The organism is Bacillus sp. BF2-3 (assembly GCF_008368795.1).
Classification (GTDB): Bacteria; Bacillota; Bacilli; order Bacillales; family Bacillaceae_G; genus Bacillus_A; species Bacillus_A cereus.
In genome coordinates this window covers 172104-191164 of the sequence record NZ_QOSA01000023.1, presented here as the reverse complement: position 1 = coordinate 191164, position 19061 = coordinate 172104, and the positions used below count along the sequence as shown (strand labels likewise).

The following is a 19061-nucleotide window of genomic DNA, read 5'->3' as shown; positions in this document are numbered from 1 at the left end:
GTGGTAACATAAAAATCAGAAAGATGAGGGATGACGATGAGCCATTTGTTAACGATGAGTGAATTATCGGAAGTAGAAATTTCAGAAATCCTAAAAGATGCAGAAGATTTTGCGAATGGAAAAGAGAGCAAAACGACAGAGCAAACTTTTGTTGCGAACTTGTTCTTTGAGAATAGTACGAGAACGAGATTTAGCTTTGAAGTTGCTGAGAAGAGATTAGGACTTGATGTTTTAAACTTTTCAGCTGATGCATCTAGCGTACAAAAAGGAGAAACTCTATACGATACGATAAGAACACTAGAATCAATCGGAACAAAAGCAGTGGTCATCCGCCACGAGCAAGATCGCTACTTCGATGAACTAAAAGATCAGGTGAATATTCCAATCTTAAATGCTGGAGATGGATGCGGAAACCACCCAACACAGTGCCTACTGGACCTTCTTACAATTAAACAAGAGTTTGGAAGATTTGAAGGTTTGAAGATTGCAATAGTAGGAGATGTTCGTCATAGCCGAGTAGCACGTTCTAATGCAGAAGCATTAACGAAGCTTGGTGCAACAATTTACTTTGCAAGTCCAGAAGAGTGGAAAGATGAAGACAACACATTTGGAACATACAAACCATTAGATGAACTTGTTCCAGAAGTTGATGTAATGATGTTACTCCGTGTACAACATGAGCGTCATGATCATTATGAAACAGACATTATGAAAGAATATCATGAGAAACACGGATTAACAGTAGAAAGAGAAAAGCGTATGAAAGAAGGAAGCATTATTATGCATCCAGCTCCTGTAAACCGTGATGTTGAAATTGCAAGTGAACTTGTTGAGTGTGAGCGTTCACGTATATTTAAACAAATGGAAAATGGAGTTTACGTAAGAATGGCTGTACTAAAACGCGCCTTACCAAATGTATTAGGAGGAATGAAACATGAATTATTTGTTTAAAAATGGTCGTTATATGAATGAAGAAGGAAAAATCGTAGCAACGGATCTTCTCGTACAAGACGGTAAAATCGCTAAGGTAGCAGAAAATATTACGGCAGATAATGCTGAAGTAATCGATGTGAACGGAAAGTTAATCGCACCTGGATTAGTAGATGTACACGTACATCTTCGTGAACCAGGTGGTGAACATAAAGAAACAATTGAAACAGGTACACTAGCAGCGGCAAAAGGTGGATTCACTACAATTTGTGCAATGCCAAATACACGCCCGGTACCAGATTGCAGAGAACATATGGAAGACTTGCAAAAACGTATTGAAGAAAAAGCTCATGTTAACGTACTACCATACGGAGCAATTACAGTACGTCAAGCTGGTTCTGAAATGACAGATTTCGAAACATTAAAAGAACTTGGAGCATTTGCTTTCACAGATGACGGCGTAGGCGTACAAGATGCGAGCATGATGTTAGCGGCTATGAAACGTGCAGCAAAATTAGATATGGCAGTAGTTGCGCACTGTGAAGAGAATACGCTTATTAATAAAGGTTGTGTACATGAAGGGAAGTTTTCTGAGAAACACGGATTAAACGGTATCCCATCAGTATGTGAATCTGTACATATTGCAAGGGATATACTGCTTGCTGAAGCAGCAGATTGCCACTATCACGTATGTCATGTAAGTACGAAAGGTTCTGTACGTGTAATCCGTGATGCGAAACGCGCTGGAATTAAAGTAACAGCAGAAGTAACACCGCATCACCTAGTGTTATGTGAAGATGATATCCCATCAGCTGATCCTAACTTTAAAATGAACCCACCGCTTCGTGGAAAAGAAGACCATGCAGCATTAATTGAAGGTTTATTAGATGGAACGATCGATATGATCGCAACTGACCATGCACCGCATACAGCGGAAGAGAAAGCACAAGGAATTGAAAGAGCACCGTTTGGAATTACTGGTTTTGAAACAGCATTCCCGCTTCTATACACAAACCTTGTGAAAAAGGGAGTTATTACGCTAGAACAGTTAATTCAATTCTTAACAGAAAAGCCAGCTGATACATTCGGCTTAGAAGCAGGTCGCCTAAAAGAAGGTAGAGCAGCTGATATTACAATCATTGATTTAGAACAAGAAGAAGAGATTGACCCAACAACATTCTTATCAAAAGGAAAAAATACACCATTCGCAGGTTGGAAATGCCAAGGATGGCCGGTAATGACAATCGTTGGTGGTAAGATCGCATGGCAAAAGGAGAGTGCATTAGTATGAAAAGACAACTTATCTTAGAAGATGGAACAGTATTAATTGGAACAGGTTTCGGAGGCGAAATCGAAAAGTCAGGTGAGGTTGTATTTACAACAGGAATGACTGGATATCAAGAAACATTATCTGATCCATCATATTGCGGTCAAATCGTAACATTCACGTACCCATTAATCGGAAACTATGGCATTAACCGTGACGATTTTGAATCCATTCACCCATCTGTAAATGGTTTAATCGTAAACGAAATTTGTGATCACCCATCAAACTTCCGTAATGAAATTTCGTTAAATGATTACTTGAAAGAAAGAAATATCCCAGGATTAGCAGGGATTGATACGAGAAAATTAACGAGAAAAATTCGTCAATACGGTACATTACGTGGACGCCTTTGTAACATGGATGCAGATGTAGAGTACATTGTAAGCCAATTAAAAGCGACAGTATTTACAGATCATGTAAAACGCGTATCAACGAAAGATCCATACCCAAGCCCAGGTCGTGGTCACCGAGTTGTACTAGTAGACTTCGGTATGAAACATGGTATTTTACGAGAATTAAATAAGCGTGACTGTGATGTAATTGTAGTTCCTTACAACACAACAGCGGAAGAAATTTTACGCCTTAGCCCAGATGGAATTATGTTAAGTAATGGACCTGGAGATCCGAAAGATGTACCAGAAGCAATTGAAATGTTAAAAGACATTATCGGTAAAGTTCCTTTATTCGGAATTTGCCTAGGACATCAATTGTTCGCTCTAGCATCAGGTGCAAATACAAGTAAGTTGAAATTTGGTCACCGTGGTTTAAACCATCCAGTAAAAAATCTTGCAACTGGAAAAGTAGCAATTACATCTCAAAACCACGGATACGCAGTAGAAGAAGAATCAGTTGAAAATACAGATCTTGAAATTACACATGTTGCTTTAAACGATGGAACGGTAGAAGGTCTTCGTCATAAGAAGTTCCCGGCATTTACAGTACAATACCATCCAGAAGCTTCAGCGGGACCAGAAGATGCAAATGATTTATTCGAAGATTTCTTAACAATGATTGAAAACTTCAAGAAAGAAGGGGAAGAGTTATGCCAAAACGCCTAGACATTAACACAATTTTAGTAATCGGATCAGGACCAATTGTAATTGGGCAAGCAGCGGAGTTTGACTACTCTGGTACACAAGCTTGTCAATCTCTTAAAGAGGAAGGTTACAAAGTAATCCTTGTTAACTCTAACCCAGCAACAATTATGACGGATACTGCAACAGCAGATAAAGTATACATCGAGCCATTAACATTAGAATTCGTAAGCCGTATTATTCGTAAAGAACGTCCTGATGCAATCCTACCAACATTAGGTGGTCAAACAGGTTTAAACATGGCTGTTGAACTTGCAAAATCAGGCGTACTTGACGAGTGCGGAGTTGAAATTTTAGGAACAAAATTATCAGCAATCGAGCAAGCGGAAGATCGTGATTTATTCCGTACATTAATGCAAGATTTAAATGAACCAACACCACCAAGTGAAATTATTCATAACCTTGATGAAGCATATGGATTTGTAAACGAAATTGGTTACCCAGTAATCGTTCGACCAGCGTTCACATTAGGAGGAACGGGCGGTGGAATTTGTCATAACGAAGAAGAGCTAATTGAAATCGTAACAAGTGGTTTAAAACATAGCCCAGTAACACAATGTTTATTAGAGAAAAGTATTGCTGGCTGTAAAGAAATTGAATACGAAGTAATGCGTGATTCAAATGATAACGCGATTGTAGTGTGTAACATGGAAAATATCGATCCAGTTGGTGTTCATACAGGTGATTCAATCGTTGTAGCACCGAGCCAAACGCTAAGCGACCGTGAATACCAAATGTTACGTAACACGTCATTACGAATTATTCGTGCACTAGGAATTGAAGGTGGATGTAACGTTCAGCTTGCACTAGATCCATATAGCTTCCAATACTATGTAATCGAAGTAAATCCACGTGTAAGTCGTTCATCTGCACTAGCATCTAAAGCAACTGGATATCCAATTGCGAAATTAGCAGCAAAAATTGCAGTCGGCTTAACGTTAGATGAAATCGTAAACCCAGTAACACAAAAAACTTACGCTTGCTTCGAGCCAGCGTTAGACTATGTTGTTTCAAAAATTCCACGTTGGCCGTTTGATAAGTTTGAATCAGCGAACAGAACGCTTGGAACACAAATGAAAGCAACTGGTGAAGTTATGTCAATCGGACGTAACTTAGAAGAATCATTACTAAAAGCAGTTCGTTCTTTAGAGCTTGGCATTTATCACTTAGAATTAGACCACTTAAAAGAACTTGATAAAGAAACGATGAAAAAACGTATCATTAAAGCGGATGATGAACGACTGTTTATTGTAGCAGAAGCAATTCGCCAAGGTGTAACGAAAGAAGAAATCAATGAATGGTGTGAAATGGACTTCTTCTTCTTACAAAAAGTTGAAAACATCGTAAATATGGAACGTGAAGTAAAAGCGAATGTAGGAAATATGGAAGTACTACAAACTGCAAAAGAAATGGGCTTCAGCGATCACTACATTGCAGCAGCTTGGAACAAAACGGAGCGCGAAATTTACGATATGCGTAAAGAAAATAATATGATGCCAGTATTCAAAATGGTAGATACTTGTGCGGCAGAGTTTGAATCTGCAACGCCATATTACTACAGCACATATGCGGACGAAAATGAATCGATTGTAACAGATCGTAAGAGTGTAGTAGTTCTAGGATCTGGTCCGATCCGTATTGGTCAAGGTGTTGAGTTTGATTACGCAACAGTTCACTCAGTATGGGCAATTAAAGAAGCTGGATATGAAGCAATTATCATTAACAACAACCCAGAAACAGTTTCAACAGACTTCAGTATTTCTGACAAATTATACTTTGAACCATTAACGATTGAAGATGTAATGCATATTATCGATTTAGAAAAACCAGAAGGTGTTATCGTTCAGTTCGGTGGACAAACGGCAATTAACTTAGCAGCGAAACTAGAAGAACACGGTGTGAAAATTTTAGGAACATCACTTGAAGACTTAGACCGTGCAGAAGATCGTGATAAATTCGAAGCTGCTTTAACAAAACTTGGCATCCCGCAACCAGTTGGTAAAACAGCAACGACTGTAGAACAAGCGGTAGCAATCGCAGAAGAAATTGGTTACCCAGTATTAGTAAGACCATCTTACGTACTAGGTGGACGTGCGATGGAAATCGTATATCGTCAAGAAGAACTACTGCACTACATGAAAAATGCAGTTAAAGTTCATGCAGATCACCCAGTATTAATCGACCGTTACATGGTTGGTAAAGAAATTGAAGTAGATGCAATTTCCGATGGTGAGAATGTATTCATTCCAGGTATTATGGAACATATTGAACGCGCTGGAGTTCACTCTGGTGACTCAATTGGAGTATATCCACCACAAAGTTTATCTGAAAAACTAAAAGAACAAATCATTGAACATACAATTGCACTTGGAAAAGGATTAAACATTGTTGGATTACTAAATATCCAGTTTGTAGTATTCAAAGATCAAGTGTACGTAATTGAAGTAAATCCACGTGCAAGCCGTACAGTACCGTTCTTAAGTAAAATTACAGGCGTACCGATGGCGAATGTTGCAACGAAAGTTATTTTAGGGCAAGACCTAGTAGAGCAAGGATACGGAACTGGCTATCACCCAGAAGAGAAAGAAGTATATGTAAAAGCTCCGGTATTCTCATTCGCGAAACTACGCTCAGTTGATACAACATTAGGACCTGAAATGAAATCAACAGGGGAAGTAATGGGTAAAGACTTAACGCTTGAAAAAGCATTATATAAAGGATTAGTTGCTTCTGGAATTAACATCCCAACGCACGGCTCAGTAATCATTACTGTAGCGGATAAAGATAAAGAAGAGGCGATGGAAATTGCAAAACGTTTCCACGAAATCGGCTATAACTTATTAGCAACAGCTGGAACAGCACAATCATTAGAAGAGCAAAATATCCCAGTACAAGTTGTAAACAAAATTGATTCTGAAGACTACAACTTACTAGATATTATCCGTCAAGGAAAAGCACAGTTTGTAATTAACACATTAACAAAAGGTAAACAACCAGCGCGTGATGGTTTCCGCATTCGCCGTGAATCAGTAGAAAATGGTGTGGCTTGCTTAACATCACTTGATACAACAAGAGCAATCTTACGAGTATTAGAATCTATGACATTCTCAGCTCATTCAATGAAAGAAATTACGCAAACAAAGCGTCACGAGGTGGTACATGCATGATGCAAAAGCAAAATATGATCGTCGTTAACCAAAAAGAAATCGCAAAAAATATTTACGAATTAGTGCTTCAAGGAACGTTAGTACAGCAAATGAACGAACCAGGGCAGTTTGTACACATTAAGGTAGCAGAGGGCATTGCGCCCCTTCTGCGCCGCCCAATTAGTATTTGTAATGTAGATCAAGAGAAGAACGAATTTACAATGCTATATCGTGCCGAAGGACAAGGGACAAAAACATTAGCAACTAGAAAACAAGGTGAAATGGTAGATGTACTAGGACCATTAGGACACGGTTTTCCTGTAGAAGAAGCAGAAGCTGGTCAAACAGCTTTACTAGTAGGTGGGGGAATTGGTGTACCACCACTTTATGAATTATCACAGCGCCTCGTTGCAAAAGGTGTACGTGTTATTCACATCTTAGGCTTTCAAACGAAAGATGTAGTTTTCTATGAAGAAAAATTTGCAGAACTTGGTGATACGTACGTTGCGACAGTAGACGGTACACACGGTACAAAAGGATTTGTCACAGATGTAATTGATAATTACGGAATTGACTTTGATATTCTTTATTCATGTGGTCCGCTAGCGATGCTTCGTGCATTAGAAGGACGTTACAAAGAGAAAAAAGCCTATATTTCATTAGAAGAACGTATGGGCTGTGGTATTGGAGCTTGTTTCGCATGTGTATGCCACTTACAAGAAGATCCAAGTGGACATTCTTACAAGAAGGTGTGTAGCGACGGACCAGTATTTCCAATCGGGGAGGTTGTACTATGAACAGATTGCAAGTTGAATTACCAGGATTATCATTAAAAAATCCAATTATACCGGCATCTGGATGCTTTGGGTTTGGTCGTGAATATGCACAGTTTTACGATTTAAGTGTACTAGGATCAATCATGATTAAAGCGACGACAGAACAACCACGTTATGGAAATCCAACGCCTCGTGTTGCTGAAACACCAGGGGGCATGCTAAATGCAATCGGACTTCAAAACCCGGGATTAGACAAAGTAATGAATTCGGAATTACCATGGTTAGAACAATTTGACCTTCCAATTATTGCAAACGTTGCAGGCTCAAAAGCTGAGGATTACGTAGCGGTTGCGAAGGAAATTTCTAAAGCGCCTAATGTCCATGCACTAGAATTAAACATTTCTTGTCCGAACGTAAAAACAGGTGGTATCGCCTTTGGTACAAATCCTGAAATTGCTGCTGATTTAACGAAGCGAGTAAAAGAGGTTTCTGAAGTACCTGTATACGTGAAATTGTCACCGAACGTGGCAAACATAGTAGAAATTGCAAAAGCGATTGAAAATGCAGGTGCAGATGGTTTAACGATGATTAATACATTGCTTGGTATGCGTCTAGATTTAAAAACAGCTAAACCAATTTTAGCAAACCGTACAGGCGGATTATCAGGTCCTGCGATTAAGCCAGTAGCAATTCGCATGGTACATGAAGTAAGCCAAGCGGTTAACATTCCAATTATCGGAATGGGTGGTATTGAAACAGCTGAAGATGTAATTGAATTCTTCTATGCTGGCGCAAGCGCAGTTGCAGTAGGTACAGCGAACTTTATCGATCCGTTCGTATGTCCGACAATTATTGAAGAGTTACCAGCATTATTAGATGAATTAGGATTTGATCACATTTCGGAATGTCAAGGAAGGAGCTGGAAGCAAACATGTCACAGTCGTTAATCGTTGCACTAGATTTTCCAGGGAAACAAGAAGTAGAACAATTCTTACACCACTTTGAAGGGGAAGAGTTATTTGTCAAAGTAGGTATGGAGTTATTTTACAAAGAAGGCCCTGCGATTATTACGTACTTAAAAGAAAAGGGACATAAGATCTTCTTAGATTTAAAACTTCATGATATTCCGAATACAGTAAAAAGCGCTATGCGTAGCCTAGCTAGTCTAGATGTTGATATGGTAAATGTTCATGCTGCTGGGGGAAGCAGCATGATGAAAGCTGCGATTGAGGGATTAGAGGAAGGTAAGCAAGAAGGAAAAGAGAGACCGATTTGTATTGCAGTTACACAACTAACAAGCACTTCGGAAGCTATGATGAAAAAAGAGATCGGCATTGAGAAAACGTTAGAAGAAGCGGTTGCTCATTATGCAAAATTAACGAAAGAAAGTGGACTTGATGGCGTTGTTTGTTCAACACTTGAAGTTCCAAAATTACGTGAAGTATGCGGAAATGAATTTGTAACAGTAACACCGGGGATTCGTCTTGCAAGCGATGATGTAAATGACCAAGTGCGCGTAGCAACACCGAAACGTGCGAGGGAACTTGGCTCAAGCTACATCGTAGTGGGACGTAGTATTACAAAAGCAGAAAATCCGCTTGAAGCGTATAAAACAGTAAAACAACAGTGGGAAGGTGTAACAGTATGAAAAAAGAAATCGCATCGCATTTATTAGAAATTGGAGCAGTATTTTTACAACCGAATGATCCATTCACTTGGTCTTCAGGTATGAAATCACCAATTTATTGTGATAACCGTTTAACTTTATCTTATCCAAAAGTACGTCAAGCGATTGCAGCTGGATTAGAAGAGTTAATTAAAGAGCACTTCCCAACTGTAGAAATTATTGCAGGAACAGCAACTGCTGGTATTGCGCACGCTGCATGGGTAAGCGATCGTATGGATTTACCAATGTGCTACGTACGTAGTAAAGCAAAAGGTCACGGTAAAGGGAACCAAATCGAAGGAAAAGCTGAAAAAGGTCAAAAAGTCGTAGTAGTAGAAGACTTAATTTCAACTGGCGGTAGTGCAATTACATGTGTAGAAGCACTTCGCGAAGCTGGATGTGAAGTATTAGGAATCGTATCAATCTTCACATATGAGTTAGAAGCAGGAAAAGAAAAACTAGAAGCAGCTAACGTAGCATCATATTCTTTAAGTGATTACAGTGCATTAACTGAAGTTGCAGCAGAAAAAGGTATGATTGGACAAGCTGAAACGAAAAAATTACAAGAGTGGCGTAAAAATCCAGCTAACGAAGCTTGGATCACAGCGTAACATGAAAAAAACGACTGCGGGGGAACGCGGTCGTTTTTTTATATTATTGTTAAAAATTCAAGTAAAGTTCCATCAATATCAAAGAAAATCATATTACAATCTCCTTAACTACTTAGTGCTTTCTGCAAGCTTATATCCTTTTACAAACAATAGAGTCACATAAGAAACAATAAATGAGAAAATGCTATACATGCCGACCCAAAAGAAAAATTTTGGAGTAAAGGCGATAACACCTATTATTAAAAAACTAGCAAACGTTACAATCGGCATTACGTAATACGTTTTCGTCTTGCGCGTTCCAATAACAGAAACGATAAAGATAAGTAACGGAAAAATTAATAAGACGAAAATCAATTCATTCATAGTTATGTCCCCTTTTCTAATTGCAGTAATCTGTTTCTCGTAAACGTTTTGAAAAAATTACTCTCCTAATATAATTTCGCTAAGGGATAACGAATCCCTGTTGAAAACCAGTAATTCATGATGAATTTTACAAGAAAAAACGTAAGCAAGAGAACACTTGCTTACGTTATAAAATAAACATCGCAAAGATAGTGGTGACAATTAAACCGATAACAACCGGTAAAAAGTTTCGGCGTGCCAGTTCAAATGGATCTACCTTGCAAATTGCAGCAGCAGGAATAAGCGCCCAAGGAATTAACGTCCCGCCCCCGGTCCATATAGCCGCAATTTGTCCGAGTGCTGTTAATGTAGCTGTTCCATGACCTAAAGCTGTTCCGAAAAGGTTTGCAATGGAACCAGCAAGCGATATACCGGAAAAACCAGATCCATCTAAGCCTGTTATGACACCAACGATAGTTAATGTTCCCGCTGATACGTATTGGTTTAAAGGGACCGTTTGAGATAAGGCAATCCCTAAGTCGTTAATGATTCCATGTGAACCTTTCGGTAAATAGTCTCCGATAATTTTCACAAAGCCGCTATCTCCTAAATAAAAGAGTGCAGCAATTGGAATAACTGGACCAAAGATTTTAAATCCAAATTGGAGCCCTTCTATAAAATAATCGGTTGTTTTATTTAGTCCATTACCTTTGTAGGCGATGAGTGAAATGATGATAATCATAATAACAGTCGTTCCGCCGATAAGTGCAGTTGCGTCGCTTCCTTGTAGTTTAAATTGAATCATGCAAAGGATATCAATGATATATACGATAGGAATACATATAGCGAGCCATTTTTTTATGCGAGGAGATAATGAAGTGAGCGTTTTAGAAGAATCAGTTGATGGGATAGATTCTTGTATAGATAAGCCTGTATGAAACTCTTTTCGTAAGAAGAAAAAAGCGACGGAAGTTGTCACAACGCCCATAACGATAACGAGTGGAACACTTGCAGATACGACGCTGGAAACAGGGAGACCAGCAGCGTCTGCGGTTAATTTTGGTGCGCCTTGTATAACGAAGTCGCCGGATAAAGCAATCCCATGACCGAATAAGTTCATAGCAATTGCTACTCCAATTGGGGGGAGACCGACGCGTACAGCAACCGGTAATAAAATAGCTCCCATTAAGGCGACAGCGGGAGAAGGCCAAAAGAAGAAAGAAATTGTCATCATCAAAAGGCCAATAATCCAGTAGGCGAGGGTAGGGGTACGGATCATCTTTGTAAATGGTGAAATCATTGTATCATTTATACCGGTATGAACGAGTAAATTGCTCATGGATACAATAATAGAAATGATTAATATAGTTGGTAATAGCTCAGTAATGGCGTAAATAAAACTTTGAAAAATGCCGCTAACGGCAAGAGGGATAGAACTTGTAGCAGTTAATGCTAATAAAAAGATAAAAACGATACAAATAATTGTAGTATCTTTCCGGAGAATAAAAAAGGTAATAATAGTGAGTAAACAAATAACATAGAGAGCGTGTAATAGCGTTAATTCAACTCCCATAACATTCACATCCTTAGGCAATCGTGTAGTTTATTGTATGAAAGTAGGGAAAGTATGTGAGTATAAGAAACAGAAAAAAAGGTAAAATTTCATGTACTGCAATGGTAAGGATAAAAAATGGATGTTACAATACAATTAATCCTAAAAATGGAATTCAAGGAGGGCTTATGCACAAAAAAATTGGATTTTTGGGATTTATCATATCTTGTAGTCTATTAATCATTTTAAAGCTATTTACAAACAATGAATGGATAAGTATTATACCTGTTTTCGGGTTTGTATTTATACTTTTATATAACTGGGATGGTATGAAACAATACAGTAAAAAGTATCGGAATTATGATAGGTATCATCGTTGTTTGCTCATTGTTCGCAGGGGTTATTTTAATAGAGGGTCAGAAACAAATGGAGAAAATGTCTATTTTTCAAGAATGGATGTCTTCTGCAAACGGTCTTTATCTTGTAATTATAGTTGTTATTTTTCTAAGAATTGTTATAAGTATAGCAAGTTACATATTAAAGGAGAAGTAGAATGGGGGAGTACGAATGAGAGAAAAAATAGGATATTATGGTGTGCTAGTTTGTTTACTATTATCAATTATTTCAGGACAATTTCTTAACAGTGAATGGGTACCAGTTATATTATGTATAGGAGTATTGATTTTTGCTCCTATGTATCGCTGGAATGAATGGAAAGCATATAGTCGAAAAAAGAAAATGGTTTTCAGCATCGAATTTGTCATTATAATCAGCACAATTCCGTTTTTGTTATGGAAAGGAAATGAGATAATAGATGGAATTGTAATGTTTCAAGGGTGGTTGTTTATTGCGAAAATGCTATATTTAATATGCATTTTAATGTTGGTAGTGGTAGTCACTAAAATAGTAAACGAAAAGCTATTCGTTAATGAATAAAAGAAAATGCCACCTTATTCGGTGGCATTTCCTCATTTTACTGCATGAGTTTTTTGCATCTTTTTAATTAAACGAATTTGTCCACGATGATTGATTTCATCTTCAAAAACGTGAAACCACTTAAAATAGTTATTTGCTGGTTTGTCATACCAAAAGTCTGTCGTTTTAAATAACCATTCATCAGGTAATGATTGAAATATTGCAATCGTTTTGGAACGTACTTCTTGTAATGTATTGATGTAAAATTCTATAGCGTTTCCTTTTATTTTCTCACGCCCAAGATCGCCTAATTCAATTCCAGGTAACCAGCGTTCTAATTCAGCCTCCGTTGGTTCACGGTCTTCAAAAGTATGAATCTGGTAGTAAAATTCAATAGCGGCCATATGATACAAAAGCATGCCAATTGAATTTGCTTCCTCATCATATAAATAATCAAGTTCTCCAATTGTTAAGCCTTCCACCGCTTGTATTGTTGTATAGCGAGCGTAATTCATCATGGAAACAAGTTTGGAAAATTCAGGCTGTAAACCATCTATCTTGTCGATTACAAAGTTCAATTGAAATTCCCCCTTTTAAAACAATTACTCCAGAGAAAGAATTCTATGTGCAGAGAAAAACTCCTTTTAAAAAAGGTCATAATTTTAACAAGGAATAACAATGAGTTCTCGATTTGATTTTGTAATAACTTCATATCCGTCTTTTGTAATGACGATATCGTCTTCAATTCTACAACCGCCCCAGTTCGGAATGTAAATACCAGGTTCAACTGTAACAACCATACCTTCTTCTAAAGTAGCCTTACTTTCTTGGGATAGGCGAAGAGGTTCATGTATCTCTAATCCAAGACCATGACCAGTAGAGTGTCCAAAATATTGACCGTATCCATGTTCTGTAATGTAATCTCTCGTTATATCATCGATACTTTTTGCAGTTTCTCCAGGCTTAATTGCTTCAGTCCCACGTTTTAATGCTTCTCGTACAACATTGTATATCTTTTTGAATTCTTCTGATGGTTCCCCGATTGCTACAGTACGTGTAATATCGGAACAATACCCGTCGTAAAGTGCACCGAAATCTAATGTAACAACGTCGCCTCGTTCGATTATTTTATTTGATGCAACTCCATGAGGAAGTGAAGAACGAACGCCTGAAGCTACAATAATTTGAAATGATGAGGATGTAGCCCCTTTTTTTCGCATGAAAAATTCTAACTCATCTCGTACATTATTTTCACTTATTCCAGGCTTTAGAAACGTAATGATGTGGTGAAATGCTTCGTCAGCAATATTAGCAGCAATTTTCATTGTTTCTATTTCAGACGTGTCTTTAATAATACGAATATTTTCGATGATTTCGCACACTTGAACCATTTCCACATGTACGTATTTTTGTAAGTTTTTATATTGTTGCAATGTCATGTTGTTTTCTTCAATTCCGAGTTTTTGAATGTTTAATTTTGATACTTGATTTGCAATTTCTTTTTCTAAATTTCCTTTATGCATAATAATTTCAGCATCTTTTATTTGTGATTTCGCTTGATCTACATAGCGAAAATCAGTTATAAAAACAGCTTTATCCGCAGAGATTAAGACGACGCCGGCACTACCTGTAAAGCCTGTTGCATATTGGCGATTTTCTTTTTTTGTAATCAGTAATCCGTCAATTTCATAGTTTTGTAGTTGATTTTGGATTTTATTAATTTTTAAAGTCATGTTAATTCCCCCTATTCACAGTATTGAATAAAGCAAATAGTGTGCCAAAATGTATATTTGAAGAAAGGATAGTAGGGAAAACATATATTTTAGGGGAGATAAAAAAATAGCCCGCAATTTGTGGGAGAAGGTTTGTTCATAAAATCCAGATCGCTTCAAGAAATAGCAAGGCATGAAAAAATATTGATTGGAGTTACACTTGTACTTTATTTATATGCTGTAAAAAAATTTATACAAATGTGAAATGACACTGTCAATTTTTTTGACAATATTGAATGGATATAGCAATTCAATTGAAAAAATATAAAAAATGCGTTGCTTATAAGCAACGCATTTTTTATATTTACGCTTTTAATTTCATTACAGTATCAGCATCTGGTGTTACATAAACAGTTTGCTGATTGTCGTACGTAACAAAACCAAGTTTTGCACCACTCGGTTTTTTCACATGGCGTATTTTTGTGAAATCAACAGGTACAGAACTAGACTCTTTCGCTTTACTGTAATAGGCAGCAATTTTGGCAGCTTCTAGTAAAGTTTCTTCAGCAGGTTCTAAAGAACGAATGACAACGTGAGAACCAGGTATGTCTTTCGTATGTAACCAAATTTCATCACGGCGGGCAAATTTCGTTGTTAAATAATCATTTTGTTTATTGTTTTTACCGACGAAAATTTCTGTACCATCAGTAGCCAAATATTTATCTAATACTGGTTTAGTAGGCTTTTTCTTTCCGTTTTTCGTTTTACGATTGCGCATATAACCTTCTTCAGCTAATTCCTCACGAATTTCTTCAATATCTTTTGAAGAAGCAGCTTCCATTTGTTGAAGTAAGCTATCGAAATAAAGAATTTCTTCCTTTGTTTTTTCGATTTGTTCTTCTACAACAACAACTGAATTTTTCGCTTTTTGGTACTTTTGGAAATAGCGTTGTGCATTTTCAGATGGTGTTTTTAAAGGATCTAATGCGATCTTTACAGTTCCGCCATTTTCATCGTAATAGTTCACGACTTCAATATCTTTATCGCCTTTTTTCAAAGCGTACATATTGGCTGTAAGTAGTTCTCCAAATAGTTGATATTTATCTGCTTTTCCAGCATCTTGTAATGTTTTTTCTAGTTTAATGAGTTTTTTCTCATTTTTATTTTTTTCGTTTTGCATAAAGCGCTCTAAATCATGAGCTTGCTGTTTTACACGGTCGCGCTCTGCTTTTCCGAAAAAGAAACGGTCTAGCAATTCACTAACAGATGAGAACGTCTTGTTTTCCCCTTGCAAATGTGCAAGAGGGAAAAGGTAGAAAAATTCTTTCCCATTTGAAGTAGTCATTGTTGGTGAATATGTATGAGTTAATAATGGTTTTTGTATGGAGAAAAATGCGTCAGCTAATGCTTTTTCATTTACCATACCTGCTTTTTTCACGACTTCTTTTGCGAATAATGGTGATATTCCAGTAAAAGTTCCGACTAGCTGTTTATCCATGTTTCCAGATAGAAAGTCTAGCGGTCTAATAAATTCATCATTTGTTTCGATCTGAAGTGGGTTAATTTTATGTTGTGCTGGTGGTGCAATATATTCAGCCCCAGCGTATACAGTTCGATGTCGGTTTACTGCTAAAGAAACGTGTTTTAAGCTATCTAAAATATTGTTTGTTTTTGTGTCTACTAAAATGATGTTACTATGTCGTCCCATAATTTCAATTACTAATGTTTTTAGCGATTCATCACCAATTTCATTTCTGCTACGAACGGTAATTTGAATAATACGCTCTAAATCAATTTGTTCAATTTTTTCAATGAATCCACCTTCTAAATGCTTACGAAGAAGCATACAGAACATTGGCGGAAGTGCAGGTGAATCATAATTTTGATTTGTTAAGTGTAAACGTGCATATGTCGGATGAGCGGAAAGAATCAGTTTTTGATTTTTTCCGTTTGCTCGAATATGTAATAAAATCTCGTATTTTGAAGGTTGATATATTTTTGAAATTCTTCCCGTGTAAAGAGAATTTGCAATTTCATGTGTAATCGCTCTTGTAAATAATCCATCGAATGCCATAAATGAACACTCCTTTCTAACTAAAAGTTAATTATAGCATTTTTTTGGACGAGGCTGAATAAGCTTTCAATAGAGTATGTCTGGAATCAGGAGGTCGATAGCAGGATGAACTGGTATGGAATGCGAGCACATGAAGTGGAAGAGAGAACGAATACGAATGTAAAGGTTGGACTTACAGAGAAAGAAGCAGAAGGGCGAGTAAAGAAATTTGGTACTAATGAATTAGAAGAAGCAAAAAGGCCTTCTGCACTAATGGTATTTTTAGCACAGTTTAAAGATTTCATGGTACTCGTTTTGTTTGGAGCAACAATTGTTTCTGCGTTTTTAGGTGAATACATTGATTCTATTGCTATTGTTGCCATTGTTATTATCAATGGTATTCTCGGCTTTTTTCAAGAAAGAAAAGCTGAAAAATCATTGGAAGCTTTAAAGGAACTAGCTGCCCCGCAAGTTACTGTAATGCGGAATGGAAAGTGGGTAAAAGCACCATCTAAAGCACTTGTTTTAGGTGATATTATTAAGTTTTCCAGTGGTGATCGTATTGGGGCTGATGTGCGTCTTGTTGAGGCATCAAGTTTATATATTGAAGAGTCTGCTTTGACAGGGGAGTCCGTACCTGTACAAAAGAAGGTAGAAGCACTGCAAGGGCAAGATGTTGCAATTGGGGATCAAAAAAATATGGCTTTTATGGGGACAATGATTACGCGAGGATCTGGTACAGGAGTCGTTGTAGCAACTGGTATGAATACAGCGATGGGGCAAATTGCAAATATGTTGCAAAATGCAGAGCAAATGGAAACGCCACTGCAAAGAAGGTTAGAACAGCTCGGAAAAATATTAATTATTGTAGCTCTTATTTTGACAGCGCTCGTTGTATTGGCTGGTGTGTATCAAGGGAATGAAGTATATCATATGTTTTTAGCTGGCGTATCGCTAGCTGTTGCGGCTATTCCAGAAGGATTGCCAGCAATTGTTACAGTAGCTTTATCACTTGGTGTACAGCGTATGATAAAAAAGAGAGCAATTGTAAGGAAGTTACCGGCCGTAGAAACGTTAGGCTGCGCTTCTGTTATATGCTCTGATAAAACGGGAACAATGACACAAAACAAAATGATGGTAACACATATGTGGTCAGGCGGAGAATTGTGGAAAGTGACAGGGCAAGGATATGAACCTAATGGCTCTTTTATGAAAGGTGAAAAAGAAGTGAATCCAGCTAAGACAAAATCACTTTATCAGCTACTTACATTTGGTTCACTATGTAACAATGCAAATATTATTCAAAAGAAAAAGGCGTACGTATTAGATGGGGATCCAACAGAGGGAGCGCTTGTAGCTGCAGCAATGAAAGCTGGGATAACACGTGAGGCATTGAAAGGGAAATTTGAAATTATTCGTGAATTTCCATTTGATTCAACTCGAAAAATGATGAGTGTTATTGTACGAGATCGAGAGGGGAAAAAGTTTATTGTTACGAAAGGAGCACCGGATGTTCTTTTGCAAATGAGTCAAACAATCTTATGGGGGGATAAGCAGCAGCCGTTAAGTGAGCTATATAGAAAAGAAGTACAAGCGGCTATTCATAGCTTAGGTAGTCAAGCGCTTCGAACAATTGCAGTTGCGTTTAAACCTTTAAAAGTCACGGATTCTATTGAACATGAAAGAGACGTTGAAAAAGATTTTATGTTGGTTGGGATACAAGGTATGATTGACCCGCCAAGGCCAGAAGTCGCGCAGGCGGTAAAAGAGTGTAAAGAAGCTGGTATTCGAACAGTAATGATTACAGGTGATCATAAAGTGACAGCAATGGCGATTGCTGAACAATTAGGAGTTTTACCACCAGATGGACGCGTTGTTGAAGGAGTAGAACTCGCGAATATGGATGTGGAGGAATTAGAAAATGTTGTAGAAGATACGTATGTATTCGCTCGTGTATCACCTGAGCATAAATTGAAAATTGTTAAAGCATTGCAAAATCAAGGACATATAGTAGCGATGACAGGTGATGGAGTGAACGATGCTCCAGCTATAAAAACAGCGGATATTGGGATAGCGATGGGGATTACAGGGACAGATGTTGCAAAAGAAGCCTCTTCACTTGTTTTACTAGATGATAATTTTGCTACAATTAAGTCAGCGATTAAAGAAGGAAGAAATATATACGAGAACATACGTAAGTTCATTCGCTACTTATTGGCGTCAAATGTTGGAGAAATTTTAGTTATGTTATTTGCGATGTTACTTGCATTACCACTGCCGATGGTTCCTATTCAAATTTTATGGGTGAACTTAGTTACTGATGGTTTACCAGCGATGGCATTAGGTTTGGATAAGGCTGAAGGAGATGTGATGAAGAGAACACCGCGTCACCCGAAAGAAGGGGTATTCGCTAGAGGGCTTGCGTGGAAAATAATAAGTCGAGGGTTTTTAATTGGAGCAGTGACGTTAGTGGCGTTTATTATTGCGTATAACCAACATCCAAATGAACTGAAATATGCACAAACTGTAGCGTTCGCGACGTTGGTACTTGCACAGCTTATTCATGTATTTGATTGTCGTAGTGAGCATTCTGTCTTTCACCGTAATCCATTTGGGAACGTGTATTTAGTAGGGGCGGTTATTATTTCGTTACTACTTATGCTAGTGGTTATATATTATCCACCGTTACAACCGATCTTTAGCACAATGCCGATACAAGCAAGAGATTGGTTATTAATTGGAGGTTTGTCATCAATTCCGACTTTCTTACTAGTAGGTTCTTTATTAACAGGGAAAAAGGCTAAGAAGAAAAAGCCGATGTTATATAAGAAGGGATTAAACTTGAAATAGTCAATGTTATGAAAATGTGATATAATTTACAGAAGGTAGTAGAGCCTTGTCTCTATTACCTTTTTCATTGAGTTATTTTATGGCTTG

The 19061-nt window shown here is 37.5% G+C and carries 15 protein-coding genes and 1 pseudogene; 11 read left to right on the top strand and 5 right to left on the bottom strand.

Going from position 1 to position 19061, the window contains the following annotated elements:
* Positions 1-36: 36 nt before the first annotated feature.
* From pyrB to pyrE, 8 genes are read left to right on the top strand one after another with little or no spacing between them, the layout of a single operon-like run.
* Positions 37-951: an aspartate carbamoyltransferase gene (pyrB, locus tag DN401_RS18260; protein ID WP_000018849.1), complete on the top strand. Its 915-nt coding sequence runs from the start codon at positions 37-39 to the stop codon at positions 949-951.
* Positions 935-2221, top strand: a complete 1287-nt coding sequence (pyrC, locus tag DN401_RS18255) for a dihydroorotase (RefSeq protein ID WP_001108367.1) — start codon at positions 935-937, stop codon at positions 2219-2221. The genes pyrB and pyrC overlap by 17 nt, the downstream gene beginning before the upstream one ends.
* Positions 2218-3315: a carbamoyl phosphate synthase small subunit gene (locus tag DN401_RS18250; protein WP_000828680.1), complete on the top strand. Its 1098-nt coding sequence runs from the start codon at positions 2218-2220 to the stop codon at positions 3313-3315. Before pyrC ends, DN401_RS18250 begins: the two co-directional genes overlap by 4 nt.
* Positions 3300-6518 carry a carbamoyl-phosphate synthase large subunit gene (carB, locus tag DN401_RS18245; RefSeq protein WP_001126101.1) on the top strand — a complete coding sequence of 1073 codons (3219 nt, stop codon included), beginning with the start codon at positions 3300-3302 and terminating at the stop codon, positions 6516-6518. Before DN401_RS18250 ends, carB begins: the two co-directional genes overlap by 16 nt.
* Complete coding sequence (pyrK, locus tag DN401_RS18240; RefSeq protein ID WP_000983359.1) at positions 6515-7294, top strand: dihydroorotate oxidase B electron transfer subunit; 780 nt, start codon at positions 6515-6517, stop codon at positions 7292-7294. The genes carB and pyrK overlap by 4 nt, the downstream gene beginning before the upstream one ends.
* On the top strand, positions 7291-8220 hold the full coding sequence (pyrD, locus tag DN401_RS18235) for a dihydroorotate oxidase B catalytic subunit (protein WP_001081047.1): 930 nt from the start codon (positions 7291-7293) through the stop codon (positions 8218-8220). Before pyrK ends, pyrD begins: the two co-directional genes overlap by 4 nt.
* Positions 8205-8921, top strand: a complete 717-nt coding sequence (gene pyrF, locus DN401_RS18230; RefSeq protein ID WP_000083510.1) for an orotidine-5'-phosphate decarboxylase — start codon at positions 8205-8207, stop codon at positions 8919-8921. The genes pyrD and pyrF overlap by 16 nt, the downstream gene beginning before the upstream one ends.
* A complete protein-coding gene (pyrE, locus tag DN401_RS18225; protein ID WP_000711440.1) occupies positions 8918-9550 on the top strand; it encodes an orotate phosphoribosyltransferase in 633 nt (210 codons plus the stop codon). Before pyrF ends, pyrE begins: the two co-directional genes overlap by 4 nt.
* Before the next feature lie 108 nt (positions 9551-9658).
* Here the strand turns inward: pyrE and DN401_RS18220 are convergent, their stop codons facing one another.
* Positions 9659-9913 carry a YbeF family protein gene (locus tag DN401_RS18220; protein WP_001003946.1) on the bottom strand — a complete coding sequence of 85 codons (255 nt, stop codon included), beginning with the start codon at positions 9911-9913 and terminating at the stop codon, positions 9659-9661.
* Positions 9914-10079: 166 nt separating this feature from the next.
* Complete coding sequence (locus DN401_RS18215; RefSeq protein WP_149287897.1) at positions 10080-11465, bottom strand: hypothetical protein; 1386 nt, start codon at positions 11463-11465, stop codon at positions 10080-10082.
* 167 nt (positions 11466-11632) lie between these two features.
* On the opposite strand from DN401_RS18215, the pseudogene DN401_RS18210 reads away from it, so the two are divergent.
* Both DN401_RS18210 and DN401_RS18205 read left to right on the top strand, forming a co-directional pair.
* A pseudogene (locus DN401_RS18210) lies at positions 11633-11996 on the top strand (YoqO family protein).
* A 15-nt stretch (positions 11997-12011) separates the two neighbouring features.
* Complete coding sequence (locus DN401_RS18205; protein ID WP_001208250.1) at positions 12012-12380, top strand: YoqO family protein; 369 nt, start codon at positions 12012-12014, stop codon at positions 12378-12380.
* 32 nt (positions 12381-12412) lie between these two features.
* Here the strand turns inward: DN401_RS18205 and DN401_RS18200 are convergent, their stop codons facing one another.
* From DN401_RS18200 to DN401_RS18190, 3 genes are all read right to left on the bottom strand, one after another.
* Positions 12413-12937 carry a DinB family protein gene (locus DN401_RS18200; RefSeq protein WP_001012035.1) on the bottom strand — a complete coding sequence of 175 codons (525 nt, stop codon included), beginning with the start codon at positions 12935-12937 and terminating at the stop codon, positions 12413-12415.
* 84 nt (positions 12938-13021) lie between these two features.
* The gene (locus DN401_RS18195; protein ID WP_059303487.1) at positions 13022-14092 is read right to left on the bottom strand and encodes a M24 family metallopeptidase; all 1071 of its coding nucleotides are present in this window, start codon (positions 14090-14092) and stop codon (positions 13022-13024) included.
* A 343-nt stretch (positions 14093-14435) separates the two neighbouring features.
* A complete protein-coding gene (locus DN401_RS18190; protein WP_000863261.1) occupies positions 14436-16145 on the bottom strand; it encodes an Rqc2 family fibronectin-binding protein in 1710 nt (569 codons plus the stop codon).
* Positions 16146-16250: 105 nt separating this feature from the next.
* Between DN401_RS18190 and DN401_RS18185 the strand changes: the two genes are divergently transcribed.
* Positions 16251-18974 (top strand): calcium-translocating P-type ATPase, SERCA-type, encoded by a 2724-nt coding sequence (locus tag DN401_RS18185; protein WP_001104778.1) that lies wholly within the window; start codon positions 16251-16253, stop codon positions 18972-18974.
* Positions 18975-19061 lie beyond the last annotated feature (87 nt).